The 12,438-nt window shown below is 55.0% G+C and carries 15 protein-coding genes; 12 read left to right on the top strand and 3 right to left on the bottom strand.

The genetic code is table 11. The features are described from left to right. Window positions 1-27: 27 nt before the first annotated feature. The 7 genes from ftsE to Q9245_RS08055 all read left to right on the top strand — a co-directional run bounded on the left by ftsE (window position 28) and on the right by Q9245_RS08055 (window position 6,994). A complete protein-coding gene (gene ftsE, locus Q9245_RS08085) occupies window positions 28-720 on the top strand; it encodes a cell division ATP-binding protein FtsE (protein ID WP_305896650.1) in 693 nt (230 codons plus the stop codon). Then, window positions 710-1,717, top strand: coding sequence for a permease-like cell division protein FtsX (gene ftsX / locus Q9245_RS08080; protein WP_305896649.1), 1,008 nt, complete (start codon window positions 710-712; stop codon window positions 1,715-1,717). Before ftsE ends, ftsX begins: the two co-directional genes overlap by 11 nt. Before the next feature lie 206 nt (window positions 1,718-1,923). Continuing rightward, window positions 1,924-2,784 carry an RNA polymerase sigma factor RpoH gene (rpoH, locus tag Q9245_RS08075; RefSeq protein WP_305896648.1) on the top strand — a complete coding sequence of 287 codons (861 nt, stop codon included), beginning with the start codon at window positions 1,924-1,926 and terminating at the stop codon, window positions 2,782-2,784. Between the two features lie 246 nt (window positions 2,785-3,030). After that, a complete protein-coding gene (locus Q9245_RS08070; RefSeq protein WP_305896647.1) occupies window positions 3,031-3,942 on the top strand; it encodes an NAD(P)-dependent oxidoreductase in 912 nt (303 codons plus the stop codon). A gap of 22 nt (window positions 3,943-3,964) precedes the next feature. Beyond that, complete coding sequence (gene hyi, locus Q9245_RS08065; RefSeq protein WP_305896646.1) at window positions 3,965-4,744, top strand: hydroxypyruvate isomerase; 780 nt, start codon at window positions 3,965-3,967, stop codon at window positions 4,742-4,744. Between the two features lie 104 nt (window positions 4,745-4,848). Continuing rightward, window positions 4,849-5,529, top strand: a complete 681-nt coding sequence (locus Q9245_RS08060; RefSeq protein WP_133007660.1) for a response regulator transcription factor — start codon at window positions 4,849-4,851, stop codon at window positions 5,527-5,529. Next, window positions 5,516-6,994, top strand: coding sequence for a cell wall metabolism sensor histidine kinase WalK (locus Q9245_RS08055; RefSeq protein WP_305896645.1), 1,479 nt, complete (start codon window positions 5,516-5,518; stop codon window positions 6,992-6,994). Before Q9245_RS08060 ends, Q9245_RS08055 begins: the two co-directional genes overlap by 14 nt. 2 nt (window positions 6,995-6,996) lie before the next feature. Here Q9245_RS08055 and Q9245_RS08050 read toward each other — a convergent pair whose 3' ends face one another. Continuing rightward, entirely contained in the window at window positions 6,997-7,278 is a 282-nt protein-coding gene (locus Q9245_RS08050) for a hypothetical protein (RefSeq protein WP_305896644.1), read from the bottom strand. Between the two features lie 288 nt (window positions 7,279-7,566). Here Q9245_RS08050 and greB point away from each other — a divergent pair, with 288 nt between their 5' ends. Beyond that, complete coding sequence (greB, locus tag Q9245_RS08045; RefSeq protein ID WP_305896643.1) at window positions 7,567-8,079, top strand: transcription elongation factor GreB; 513 nt, start codon at window positions 7,567-7,569, stop codon at window positions 8,077-8,079. 106 nt (window positions 8,080-8,185) lie between these two features. Continuing rightward, window positions 8,186-8,656: a hypothetical protein gene (locus Q9245_RS08040; protein WP_371824796.1), complete on the top strand. Its 471-nt coding sequence runs from the start codon at window positions 8,186-8,188 to the stop codon at window positions 8,654-8,656. Between the two features lie 10 nt (window positions 8,657-8,666). Here the strand turns inward: Q9245_RS08040 and Q9245_RS08035 are convergent, their stop codons facing one another. Together Q9245_RS08035 and Q9245_RS08030 are read right to left on the bottom strand one after the other, a co-directional pair. Beyond that, window positions 8,667-8,978 carry a site-specific integrase gene (locus Q9245_RS08035; protein ID WP_305896642.1) on the bottom strand — a complete coding sequence of 104 codons (312 nt, stop codon included), beginning with the start codon at window positions 8,976-8,978 and terminating at the stop codon, window positions 8,667-8,669. 149 nt (window positions 8,979-9,127) lie between these two features. Further along, complete coding sequence (locus Q9245_RS08030; RefSeq protein ID WP_305896641.1) at window positions 9,128-9,388, bottom strand: acyl-CoA-binding protein; 261 nt, start codon at window positions 9,386-9,388, stop codon at window positions 9,128-9,130. Window positions 9,389-9,659: 271 nt separating this feature from the next. Between Q9245_RS08030 and tssB the strand changes: the two genes are divergently transcribed. The 3 genes from tssB (at window position 9,660) to tssE (ending at window position 12,143) form a co-directional block, all read left to right on the top strand. After that, a complete protein-coding gene (gene tssB / locus Q9245_RS08025) occupies window positions 9,660-10,157 on the top strand; it encodes a type VI secretion system contractile sheath small subunit (protein WP_305896640.1) in 498 nt (165 codons plus the stop codon). A gap of 63 nt (window positions 10,158-10,220) precedes the next feature. Continuing rightward, on the top strand, window positions 10,221-11,702 hold the full coding sequence (tssC, locus tag Q9245_RS08020) for a type VI secretion system contractile sheath large subunit (RefSeq protein ID WP_133007098.1): 1,482 nt from the start codon (window positions 10,221-10,223) through the stop codon (window positions 11,700-11,702). A 3-nt stretch (window positions 11,703-11,705) separates the two neighbouring features. Then, on the top strand, window positions 11,706-12,143 hold the full coding sequence (tssE, locus tag Q9245_RS08015; protein ID WP_305896639.1) for a type VI secretion system baseplate subunit TssE: 438 nt from the start codon (window positions 11,706-11,708) through the stop codon (window positions 12,141-12,143). The last annotated feature ends 295 nt before the right edge of the window (window positions 12,144-12,438 follow it).

The raw sequence follows: 12,438 nt of genomic DNA, 5'->3' as shown, positions 1-12,438 counted from the left end.
TACCCAGGCCCGGGAGCCTCAGCCCAGATGATAGAGTTTCGTCAGGTAACCAAGCGCTACGACTCCGATCACACCGCTCTGCGCCAGGTGAATTTTCATCTGGGGCGGGGTGAGCTGGCGTTCCTTACCGGCCATTCCGGTGCCGGTAAAAGTACCTTGTTGAAACTTATCATGGTGATGGAGCGGCCGACCGCCGGTGAGGTGGTGGTCGGCGGGCAGCGACTGAACAGCCTGCCGAAACGACAGATTCCCTACATTCGGCGCCACATCGGCGTGGTCTTTCAGAACCATCAGTTGTTGTTCGACCGCAGCGTGTTTGACAATGTGGCGATGCCGCTTGAAGTCATGGGCGTTGCTCCGCGTGACATCGGTCGCCGGGTGCGGGCAGCCCTGGACAAGGTTGGCCTGCTGAGCAAAGAAAAAATGAACCCCATGCAGTTGTCCGGTGGTGAGCAGCAGCGGGTTGGTATTGCCCGGGCGGTGGTCAACAAACCTCCGGTGCTGCTGGCGGATGAGCCTACCGGTAACCTTGACCCTCAGTTGTCGGCCGACATCATGCAGTTGTTTACCGAATTCAGTCAGGTGGGTGTCACGGTGTTGATCGCCACTCACGACATCGCCTTGATTAACCAAATGGGCCGCCGCCGACTGACTCTGGACCACGGTGAACTGATCGCAGGCGGTAGCGCCTCGGTTGGAGGAGGTCTGAATGGCCGCTGACCAAAAACAGAAGCCCGATAACCCCCGTGGTGCTGCCACGCGTTCGAAATCTCCGATTAACAATCAGGCCCGAAGTTATCTCGACCACCATCGTAAGGTGGCTCGCGCGTCCGCTCGGCGTTTGTTGAAAGCACCGGTCGCCAGTTTGATGACATGGACCGTGATGGGCGTGGCGCTGGCGTTGCCGGTGGCTTTGCTGTTATTGCTGACCAGTTTGCAGGGGGTGAGTGCCGGTTGGGAAAGCAGTGCCCGGATCACCGCGTACTTGAGTATGGATACGTCTGTACTGCAGGCCCGCGAGCTGACTCGTGACATTGACAGTGACGGCCGAATATTGTCGGTCGAGCTGGTGGAGCGGGATCAGGCCCTGGCCGAATTTCGGGCAGCCTCCGGTTTGGGCGATGCATTGGATTTTCTGGGTGATAACCCGTTGCCGCATACTTTGTTGATCACCCCTCAGGAAAGCGCCCGCACGGCTGCGAGTGTGCAGGCACTGGTGGCCTTTGTTGAAGGTATGGGGCGGGTAGATCAGGTTCAGGTCGATCTCGGCTGGTTGCAGCGTTTGAATGCAATGACTGATATTCTGGCGCGAGCGGTATGGGCATTGTCACTGTTGTTGGGTGCGGCGGTGATCCTGGTGATCGGTAATACCGTACGTTTAGCGATCGAGAATCGTCGCGATGAGATTCTGGTGGCGAAGCTGGTGGGCGGCACGGATGCGTTTGTGCGCAGGCCGTTCTTGTACACTGGCGCCTGGTTTGGCGTGGGCGGCGGTCTGGTTGCCTGGGTGTTGATTCAGACCTCGTTGTGGTGGCTAAACGGTCCTATAGAACGTCTGGCTGCCTTGTATCGCAGTGAGTTTGCCTTGCAGGGGCTGGGCTTTGAGGGCGCGGCAGCATTGATTATCATCGCAATGCTGTTAGGCTGGTTGGGCGCTTGGGTGGCCGTAAAGCGTCATCTGGACGATATAGAGCCGGGCGAGATTGCCGGTGGGTGACGCAGATCACGGGAATACCGTATTGAATTTGAAGCTTGAGCTGGCGTAGCTTGACGAAATTGATGTGGCGTTTCAGGCAGGTACGGTGAGTTTTCCAGGTTGTTGATAATGAACGTTTTACTGGAATTCTCTGGAACTTATTATGATCTTGGCGGTCTTGCAGTTTGTTGATATATTTTAAGTCCGTCAGGTTCGGAGGTTAATGCATGGGTACGAGTTTACAGCTGGCTGACAGACTGGTTCCGGGCGCGAATCTAGAATCCTATATTCAGGCGGCAAGTCGCATTCCTGTTCTTACGGTTGAAGAAGAGCGGGATTTAGCGGAACGGCTGCATTACGACGGTGATGTAGAGGCGGCACGCCAGTTGGTGCTTTCTCATCTTCGGTTTGTGGTTCATATCGCTCGCAGTTATTCGGGCTACGGTCTGGCTCAGGCGGATTTGATTCAGGAAGGTAATGTTGGCTTGATGAAAGCCGTCAAGCGCTTCAATCCGGAATACGGTGTGCGCTTGGTTTCGTTTGCCGTGCACTGGATCAAGGCTGAGATTCACGAGTTTATTTTGCGCAATTGGCGCATTGTGAAAGTGGCGACCACCAAGGCGCAGCGTAAGTTGTTCTTTAATCTGCGCAGCCAGAAGAAGAAGCTGGCGTGGTTGAATCACGATGAGCTGAATGCGGTCGCGGCAGATTTGGGTGTTGAGCCCAAGGTGGTTCGCGAGATGGAAGGCCGGTTGGCTTCCCGTGATGCGTCTTTTGATGGTCCGATGGACGACGATGACGATGCGGTTTATCAGGCGCCGGCTCATTATCTTGAGGATCGTCGTGCTGATCCGGCTGTGCAGCTAGAGAATTCCAATTGGTCGGAAGATTCCAATGGCCGTTTGATGCATGCGTTGAGTGCGTTGGATGAGCGCAGCCAGGATATTCTGCGTGAGCGTTGGTTGACGGACAGTAAGTCGACGCTGCATGAGCTGGCGGATAAGTATGGCGTGTCTGCTGAGCGGATTCGGCAGTTGGAAAAGAACGCCATGAAGAAGATTAAGGCTCAGATGACGGAAGCGGCCTGATAGCCCTTTTGTTTTGAATGTTTGAAAACGCCACCACCGTTTCGCGGTTGGTGGCGTTTTTGTTTGTATAATCCGTTTACTATCTAATTTCATATATCCGAGTGGAAGTGGTTGGGCAGGGCTTTCCAAAACACGCTCCTGCGGCACATCCCTGTGACGCTTGGGCTACGCCATCCATGGCTCCGCACAGTTTTGGAAAGCCCTGCCCAACCACTTCGCCGAACTTTCCAGTGGGATTCCGAAAAGATGAGTACAGAATTACCCAAGATCGCCTTTCTTGGTATTGGTTTGATGGGCGCGCCTATGACCCGAAACCTGCTGAATGCAGGCTATCCGATGACGTTGTGGAACCGCACCGAGAGTAAGTGCGAGCCGTTTGCCGACGAAGCCACCATCGCCAAGTCACCTGCCGAAGCGGTCGCCGATGCAGATGTGGTGATCACCATGCTGGAGAACGGGCAGGTGGTGGATGATGTGCTGGTGGGGAAGGGTGCGATTGCCGCATTGAAGGAAGGCGCGCTGTTGATTGATATGAGTTCGGTGCAGCCGTCGGTGGCGCGTGGTCACGCGGCTTTGGCGGCAGAGCAGGGTGTAGGGTATTTGGATGCGCCGGTGTCGGGTGGCACGGTGGGTGCGGCTGAGGCTCGATTGAGCATTATGGCGGGTGGTGCCGAGGCGGATGTGGCTCGGGCTTTGCCGGTGTTTGAGGTGCTGGGAAAGTGCACCCGCATTGGGCCGGTGGGGGCAGGGCAGTTGGCTAAGCTGGCGAATCAGGCGATTGTCGGGATTACCATTGGTGCGGTGTCTGAAGCGTTGCTGTTGGCGGCTAAGGGCGGCGCGGATCCGGCGGCGGTGCGTGAGGCTTTGATGGGCGGGTTTGCCGGGAGTCGGATTCTGGAATTGCATGGCCAGCGGATGATTGATCGGGATTTTGCGCCGGGTGCGCCGGCGCGGATTCAATTGAAGGATTTACGGATGATTCTCGATGAGGCCCGTGCCGAGGGGCTGACGTTGCCGTTGTCGCAGCAGGTGCATAATGAATACTTATCACTGGTGGCGAACGGGCACAGTGAGGTGGACCACAGTGGGCTTTTACTTGAGTTGGAACACGTGAACGGCGCGTTGATGGGTTCTCTGGGCCGTGGGCCCAAGGAATAAGATTTAGTTTCAGGAGATTGCTATGCCCCGTTTTGCCGCTAATTTGTCGATGTTGTTCACAGAGGTGCCGTTTCTTGAGCGGTTTGCCAGGGCCCGGGCTGCGGGGTTCAGTGGCGTGGAATTTTTGTTTCCGTATGAGTGGCCGGCCGAGGCTATTGCGGCGGAGTTGAAGGCTAATGAGCTGACTCAGGTGTTGTTTAACCTGCCGCCTGGCAACTGGGATGCTGGCGAGCGGGGGATTGCCTGCTTGCCTGACCGGATTGAGGAGTTCCGTGCCGGGGTTGAGCAAGGCATTACCTATGCCAAAGTGCTGGGTTGTAAGCAGCTGAATTGCTTGGCCGGGTTGAAGCCGGAAACGCTGACTGAGGACGAAGCCTGGCGCACGTTAGTGGAGAATGTGCAGTATGCCGCCGAGCGCTTTGCCGAGGCCGGATTGACCTTGTGCCTTGAAGCGATCAACTCGAGAGTGGATATGCCCGGTTTTATGCTGGATACCACCGGCAAGGTGATGGCGCTGATTGAAGAAGTAGATGCCGATAACGTGCGCTTGCAGTACGACATCTACCACATGCAGATTATGGAAGGGGATCTGGTCCGGTCTGTGGAGTGTCTGCTGCCGTGGATTGCTCATGTGCAATTTGCCGATAATCCGGGTCGGCACGAACCGGGCACTGGCGAGATTAACTTTTCGAATGTTTTTACAGCATTGGATAACATGGGGTACGAGGGCTGGGTCAGTGCAGAGTACAGACCTTCGGGGGCAACTGAGCAGACGCTGGGATGGTTCAGTGCCACAGCTTGACCGTCGCCAGACGCGACACCCTCTTACAAGATCGTAACTGGCCCGCGCTGCCAGTTCTTCGTAACCTTAGAGTTAATGTTATCCGCTATCAGGAGGGCTCACCGGTGAAAGCACTGGTAATCGAAGACGATCAGGATGTAGCAAGTTACCTGGTAAAGGGGCTGAAGGAATCCGATTTCGTAGTGGATCATGCTGCCGATGGTAAAGACGGCATGATGATGGCTGCGAGTGAAGAGTACGACATCATGATTGTGGATCGCATGCTGCCGGGCATGGACGGCCTTTCTATTATCAAGACGGTGCGGGCCACCGGCAACCAGGTCCCCGTGCTGATTTTGAGCGCCTTGGGCGATGTGGACGACCGGGTTGAAGGTTTGCGCGGGGGTGGTGATGATTACCTGACCAAACCGTTTTCCTTCACCGAATTGCTGGCGCGGATCGAATCCTTGGTACGCCGTAACCGACAGGCGGCAGAAACCGAAACGGTTTTGAAAGTGGCGGATCTGGAAATGGATCTGCTCGCGCGTACCGTCAAACGTTCCGGCCAGAACATTGATGTTCAGCCCCGTGAGTTCCGTTTGCTGGAATACCTGATGCGCAACGCCGGCCAGGTGGTCACCCGTACCATGCTGCTGGAGAAGGTTTGGGACTATCACTTTGATCCCCAGACTAACGTGATCGACGTGCACATCAGCCGTCTGCGCGCGAAAATCGATAAGGAATTCGACACCCCCTTGCTGCAAACAGTTCGGGGTGCGGGATACATGTTGCGTGAAACTGCTTAGTCAGCTCAGAACGTCGTCTTTCCAGCTGGCGCTGCTGTATATGGTGGTGTTTGCCACCTCGGTATTTTTGCTTCTGGCATTTATATACTGGCGTACAGCTGGATTCATGACCGCTCAGACTGATGAGACGATCGAGGCCGAAATTGCAGGCCTCGCGGAGCAGTACCGCGGGCGAGGCGTTAACGGGTTGATTACCATTATCCGGGAACGTGTCGCACGCGACCCCAACGCTAAAACGGTTTACCTCCTTTCTACCGATGATCTGCTGAAGCTGGCGGGCAATATTGAAGCCTGGCCGGAAGGTAGCCGCACCGCCGAAAGCGGTTGGATCAACTTTACTCTGGACTCCAGCGTAGGCTGGCAAGGCCCGGAACGTTTGGCCCGTGCCCGTATTTTTGACGTTCAGGGTGGTCTTCGGTTATTGGTCGGACGCGACGTCGATGAACTGACCAGTCTCAAGCGCGTGATCGAAGGCGCGATCAACTGGGGTATGGGCATTACTTTGGCGCTGGCTCTATTGGGCGGCTTTTTGATGAGCCGAAGTACCACCCGTCGTATTGAAGTGATCAACAACACCTCCCGCCGTATCATGAACGGCCATCTGTCTTTGAGAATTCCCACCCGGGGTACCGAAGACGACTTCGACCAGCTGGCGGAAAACCTGAACCAGATGCTCGACCGTATCGTGTATCTGATGGAAGGCATTCGACACGTTTCCGATAGTATTGCTCACGATTTGAGAACCCCGCTCACCCGGCTGCGTAACCAGCTGGAACGAACCCTGATATCTGTGGATAACGACGAAGCCCGGGAACAGGTTGGTCGGGCCGTGGGTGAGGCCGATCAGTTGTTGGCGACATTTAATGCGTTGCTGAGAATTGCCCGGCTGGAAACCCGAGGCAACACCGCCGACATGAAAGTCGTCTCGCTGGATGAACTGGTGGGCGACGCTTGTGAACTCTACGAAGCGTTGGCCGAAGATAAAGATCAGCAGTTCAAGCAGGTGATGGAGCCCAAGGTGATGATTGAGGGGGATCGGGATCTGCTGTTCCAGATGGTCAGTAACCTGATCGACAATGCGATCAAATATACGCCGGAGCATGGCGGGATTGTGGTTGTGGTTCGCAAAGAAGGGGCCAACGCTATTTTTGAAGTTCAGGATTCTGGGATTGGTATCCCGGATGATGAAAAAGACCAGGTGTTCCAACGTTTTTACCGGGTTGGAAAGAGTCGTTCGTTGCCGGGTAATGGTTTGGGTTTGAGTCTGGTCAGCGCCGTGGCGGAGATTCACCAGGGGGAAATTCTGCTGAGTGATAGTCACCCTGACGCGGAGATGCCGGGGCTAACGGTCGCAGTGAAAATGCCGGCGTTCACCGGAGTCAGAAAACGCATTAAAGCGGCGCAGGTTGAACAGATTCCTGACGGAGCGGATGAGGCCCGCTCATCCGCCGACAGTCAGGCGTAAACTCAGTGGCTGGCGCGGAAACGATTTACTTGCGCCATTAACGGGCTGAAAATTGCTTCAGCACGTGCTTCAACTTGCTTGGTCAGTGCGTCGAACTGGGCACGGCGGTGGTCCACTTTCACCTGCAGGCTGTCCCACTCTCCTTCCAGATGCTTTTGTTCAGCCATCATAAAGGCCGCGATGTTGTGGCGATTGACCTTGTTGGTGATGCCCAGTTCTTCCAGTTTGAAACCGAGGCTATCAACGCCTTCCAGCGCCAGATTCAGAATCTTTTGAGTGTTCATGGTGTGTCTCCACAAAATGGTGAGTAAGGGGTAGTGGGGGCGAAATTAGCGATAGTGTCTAGAGTGTGCAACCTAATTTGCCGTTGAGCGGTGGCCCTTCTGCTCTTTCCAAAAGGTAATGCGGTGGCCACTGAGGGGTAATGGTCAGTCTGCATAATAGACAATGTAGACGAAGAAGCCGGCCCATTAAGGTTGCTTCTTCCTCCAGCACAGCGCTAGCCTTATACCCCGTGATCCACGGGGTTTTTTTATGCCCCACTTTTTCAGTCAGGTTGAGCGCATAGCATTATGGTTAAAGCCACATCACCCGCACATCCGCCCCGCTACATTACTCCGGACGGCGAGCAAGCGCTGCGCGAAGAGCTGCAATACCTGTGGAAGATCAAGCGGCCTGAAGTAACCCAAGCGGTGCGCGAAGCCGCCGCACAGGGCGATCGTTCAGAAAATGCGGAGTACATCTACGGCAAAAAACAACTGCGTGAGATTGACCGACGGGTTCGTTTTCTCAGCAAAAGGCTGGACGAGCTGACCGTAGTCGATCGGCTTCCGGACGACCAAAGCCGCGTGTATTTTGGCGCTTGGGTAACCGTCGAGGATGAAGACGGCGAAGAACAAACCTATCGTTTGGTGGGGGCCGACGAGTTTGATCTGACCAAGGGATACCTGAGCATCAACGCACCGTTGGCGCGAGCGTTGATAGGCAAGCACCTGGATGACGACGTGTCGGTAAAAACACCGGAAGGTTGGAAAAACGTTGTTATTACTGCCATTCGATATAACGCTGATACGCCCGGTAAGTGAGAGCTGTCACAGAATCGTCTAATCGGTGAGCGATTCGTCAATTTAGGCGATACACTGATCAAAAATTGTCACCCCATGGGTGCACGATCTGATCAGGATGATTGTCATGAATACCGCAAACCTCATTGCCGGAAAAACGGCTGGCTACGGTCTTTGGAAAGCTTGTATCGGTTTTATGTTGGGGGCCGGACTGTCACCGGCGTTTAGCCAGACGGCTACCAACGGGAACGACGCGCCGGTTTTCGAATACGAAGAGCGCACAACCATCGACACAATCCCTTTTCGTTCAATGGATGAAGAGGTGTTGGCGAACACGGTTATTGAGGGTGGGCTAGCGGCACCTGCAGCGGGTGTACCGGTGCAGTCAGGTAAAGACGCGGACTTTTATCTTGATCCCCTGGCGCTGCAACCCCGGGATGAACGCACCGATTTGGGCCGGTCTGAAATTCCGGTGGACATCCGTTTCGCCAACCCGAAAGTCGTGCCGGGGCAGACCCACAGCAATAACTACGTCATCCGCCCGCCCCAGAACCGAACTTACGACGCGCTTAATGTGAACATGACAGAGCGGCCATAACCGCCGCGGTCTATGCGGCGGCGCTGTCTTGCTGCACAGGTTTGCTCAGCACATCGTCGAAGAAAAACTCGAGAGCTTGCCTGGCTTGGTTGAGCCGGGCCCGCGACACTCGCAGTTGTTCGTTCAGATACGCAAAAAAACGCGCCTGATCTTCGTCCGACAGGGTTCCGGGGTCTTTTAAATCGTGAAACAGCACGAAACGGCTTATCCAGTGCAGATAGGTCTGTTCTGCCCGCTGGTTGAGTTCGCGTTTGTGAATAGCAGCTTGAACAAGGCTCACCAAGCCGGGGCGTGACTGCTCCAGCGCTTCAGTAATATCCATGTGTAAAATCTTCCGAATGACTTGTTGTTCTTATGGTGCGCGCATCATATGACAAACGTTTGAAAGGCGCAAAGGTGAAGCAGAAGTGAGGGGGCTGTAGAGAGAGTGGGCAACCGCCGGCAGTGACCAGCGGCCGCGATTGCAGCGTTTTACTTCAACGATTCGAGCTTGTCGATGTACTGCTGCATGGCTTCTTCGCTGGAAGTGCCTTTCAGTTTATCCCACGCGTCGTACTTGGCGCGGCCTACGAAATCCATCATGCCGGGGCGCTTGCCGGTGACATCGCCTTCAGTGGCTTGCTTGTACAGGGCATAGAATTCCAGCTTGAGTTCGTTGGACGGCTGGAAATCGCCTTCGGCAGTCTGGATGTAGTTTACTGACTCTTCAAACTTGGCTTTCAGGTCACTCATCGTTGTGGTCCTTGGTGTGAATGATTGTTTCCTATAAGGATCACCGGAGTATAGCTTTGAGCACCAGGCCCGTCATTGACTAAAACAGCGTGCCACGTGGCATTACGGCAATCTGGCAAAAGTTTGCCCGAGTCCTCATTTTGAGCCAATTGTGGCCAAAGGCTTATTGAGCTGGCCCGATCACCGGTGTAGAGTCTCGCCTGTTGTTTGCTAGGATGGCAGACACAAGGGAATGAAATACGTTGCAAATGAATTGCACAGGGAGCACGTCATGTCTGGCAAAGATGGTTCTGTCGCGCCGAAAGAGCGCATTAATATCAAGTATGTCCCCGCCACCGGCGATCAGCAGGCTGAAACTGAACTGCCGCTAAAAATGTTTGTGGTTGGCGATTTCAAGGGCCATGCTGAAGAAACCCCCATTGAAGACCGCAAGGCCATTTCTGTGGATAAGAACAACTTCCGTTCTGTGATGAAGGAAGCTGGTCTTACTCTATCGACCTCCGTATCCAATAAGCTCGAAGAAGGCGCTGATGATCTGCCGATCAATCTGCGAATTGAAAGTCTGGAAGACTTTTCGCCTGACAGTATCGCCCGCCAGGTTCCCGAGCTGAAAAAGCTGATCGAACTGCGCGAAGCGCTTGTTGCTCTTAAAGGTCCGCTCGGCAATGTGCCCTCATTCCGCACCAAGCTCCAAGAGCTGCTGGATGACGAACGCGCACGGGAATCGCTGCTGGCGGAACTGGAACTGGCGACCGAAAACGACGCATAAGCACGTTTCCGAAACCGGTTACACCCAACACCAATTATCAATTACGTACTGAAGGGATGTGGTATGTCTGATACTGCTGTGCAGCAATCTGCTGCCTCCGAATCCGTGGCAGAAGGCTCTCTGCTTGATCAGGTTATGGCCAATAGCCGCATGGCGCCGGCTGACGAAGGTTACGATGTCGCGCGCAAAGGTGTCGCAACATTTATTGCCAACCTGCTAAAAAGCGACGAAAAAGGCCAACCGGTTAATAAGGCTCTGGTAGACCAGATGGTGGTAGAGCTGGACCGCAAGATCAGCGCGCAGATGGACGAAGTTCTGCACGCCCCCAAACTGCAAGAATTGGAGTCGTCCTGGCGCGGCCTGAAGCTGATGGTTGATCGCACTGAATTCCGCGAAAACATCAAAGTCGATATCCTGCACGCCACCAAACAGGAACTGCTGGAAGACTTCGAATTTGCGCCAGACGTGACCCAGACCGGTTTTTATCAGCACGTATACTCGGCGGAATACGGCCAGTTTGGTGGTGAACCTGTCGGTGCCATTGTGGGTAACTACGCCTTCAGCCCTTCTACGCCCGATATGAAGCTGCTGCAGTATGTGTCGTCCGTAGGCGCTATGGCTCACGCACCCTTCCTGTCTTCCGTTGCACCGTCGTTCTTTGGTGTCGACAGCTACCAGGAACTGCCGGCCATCAAGGAACTGAGCGCTGTTTTTGAAGGCCCGAAATACGCCAAATGGCGTTCTCTGCGCGAATCCGAAGACGCTCGCTACTTGGGCCTGACCGCGCCGCGCTTCCTGTTGCGCACACCCTATGACCCCACGGAAAACCCGGTGCGCAGCTTTAATTACAAAGAAAACGTGTCCGGCGATCACGAACACTACCTGTGGGGCAATACTGCCTACTTGTTAGGTACACGTTTGACCGACAGCTTCGCCAAATACCGCTGGTGCCCGAATATCATCGGTCCGCAAAGCGGCGGCGCGGTGGACGACCTGCCGGTGCACACCTTCGAGTCGTTCGGTCAGCTGGAAGCCAAAATCCCGACCGAAGTGTTGATCACTGACCGTCGTGAATACGAACTGGCGGAAGAGGGCTTCATCGCCCTGACCATGCGCAAGGGCAGCGACAACGCCGCGTTCTTCTCGGCCAACTCGGTGCAAAAGCCCAAGCAGTTCCCGAACACCAAAGAAGGCAAAGAAGCGGAAACCAACTACAAGTTGGGCACCCAGCTGCCTTACATGATGATCGTGAACCGGCTGGCTCACTACATCAAAGTGCTGCAACGTGAGCAGATCGGCTCCTGGAAAGAACGCCAGGATCTGGAGCGTGAGCTGAACACCTGGATTCGTCAGTACGTGGCCGATCAGGAGAATCCTCCGGCGGAAGTTCGCAGCCGTCGCCCACTGCGCGCCGCGCAGGTTGTGGTGTCGGATGTTGAAGGCGATCCGGGCTGGTACCAGATCTCGCTGGCGGTTCGCCCGCACTTCAAGTACATGGGTGCGAACTTCGAGCTCTCGCTGGTTGGTCGACTGGATAAGGATTAATCCGTGTTCGGCGACACGGCAACTGACGGCGTTCGCAACACCGGCAGCCTGTTCGAACGACTCGAGCAGGCTGCGGCCCCCGCAGGGCAAGGCATGGGTGAAGTGACCCATGTGGTGGAATCCATCAAGCGCCATTTGGTGCGTTTGCTGAACGCCCATCCGGGCAACAGCGCAAGCGTACCGGACCTGGGCTTGCTGGATTTCAACGACGCCACTTTGGGTACTCACGACCTGAGTATCCAGATTCGCGGTGCGATCCGTCAGTGTATCGAGAAGTTTGAGCCCAGAGTGAAGCGGGTGGACGTGATGGCGTTGCCGCCGGGCCCGAACCCGTTGCAGTTGAAGTTTCAGGTCACGGTTTATCTCAGCGTCACGGGAAGTGATGACAGGACCACGATCGATCTGGTGTTGGATGAAAAACGATACTACCGGGTTGTTTGAAACTTAGTAGTTGAAGGCAGGGAAGAGAGTGAGGGGCTTCTGCTCCTCGCTCGGAGCCTGAAGGGATGGCGATACTTTTCTTCTGGGAAAAAATAACTCGCTTCGCTCAGACATCTTTTTTCCCGCCAGAAAAGCATCCCCATCCCCTCCTGCAAACCTGAGTGGAATGCGGCCGAAGTTTTTGAAGGTAGGTATGAGAGTCAGGATGAGGGTAGTCTTTCCAAAAGTGTGCGGAGCCATGGATGGCGAAGCTCAAGCGTCCCATGGATGGGCCAGAAGCGTCTTTTGGAAAGAC

The sequence above is a fragment of the Marinobacter sp. MDS2 genome (assembly GCF_030718085.1).
In the GTDB taxonomy this organism is placed as follows: Bacteria; Pseudomonadota; Gammaproteobacteria; order Pseudomonadales; family Oleiphilaceae; genus Marinobacter.
Note: the sequence above shows the minus strand (reverse complement) of the source record. Positions and strands in the feature narration are given on the sequence as shown.

Bases quoted from the DNA above. Each gene is read 5' to 3' on its own strand.
- Q9245_RS08035 (WP_305896642.1), bottom strand. From the start codon at position 8,978: ATGGATATTACTGAAGCGCTGGAGCAGTCACGCCCCGGCTTGGTGAGC.
- tssC (WP_133007098.1), top strand. From the start codon at position 10,221: ATGTCTGATACTGCTGTGCAGCAATCTGCTGCCTCCGAATCCGTGGCA.
- ftsE (WP_305896650.1), top strand. From the start codon at position 28: ATGATAGAGTTTCGTCAGGTAACCAAGCGCTACGACTCCGATCACACC.
- Q9245_RS08040 (WP_371824796.1), top strand. From the start codon at position 8,186: ATGAATACCGCAAACCTCATTGCCGGAAAAACGGCTGGCTACGGTCTT.
- Q9245_RS08070 (WP_305896647.1), top strand. From the start codon at position 3,031: ATGAGTACAGAATTACCCAAGATCGCCTTTCTTGGTATTGGTTTGATG.
- greB (WP_305896643.1), top strand. From the start codon at position 7,567: ATGGTTAAAGCCACATCACCCGCACATCCGCCCCGCTACATTACTCCG.
- Q9245_RS08030 (WP_305896641.1), bottom strand. From the start codon at position 9,388: ATGAGTGACCTGAAAGCCAAGTTTGAAGAGTCAGTAAACTACATCCAG.
- Q9245_RS08050 (WP_305896644.1), bottom strand. From the start codon at position 7,278: ATGAACACTCAAAAGATTCTGAATCTGGCGCTGGAAGGCGTTGATAGC.
- hyi (WP_305896646.1), top strand. From the start codon at position 3,965: ATGCCCCGTTTTGCCGCTAATTTGTCGATGTTGTTCACAGAGGTGCCG.
- tssB (WP_305896640.1), top strand. From the start codon at position 9,660: ATGTCTGGCAAAGATGGTTCTGTCGCGCCGAAAGAGCGCATTAATATC.
- rpoH (WP_305896648.1), top strand. From the start codon at position 1,924: ATGGGTACGAGTTTACAGCTGGCTGACAGACTGGTTCCGGGCGCGAAT.
- ftsX (WP_305896649.1), top strand. From the start codon at position 710: ATGGCCGCTGACCAAAAACAGAAGCCCGATAACCCCCGTGGTGCTGCC.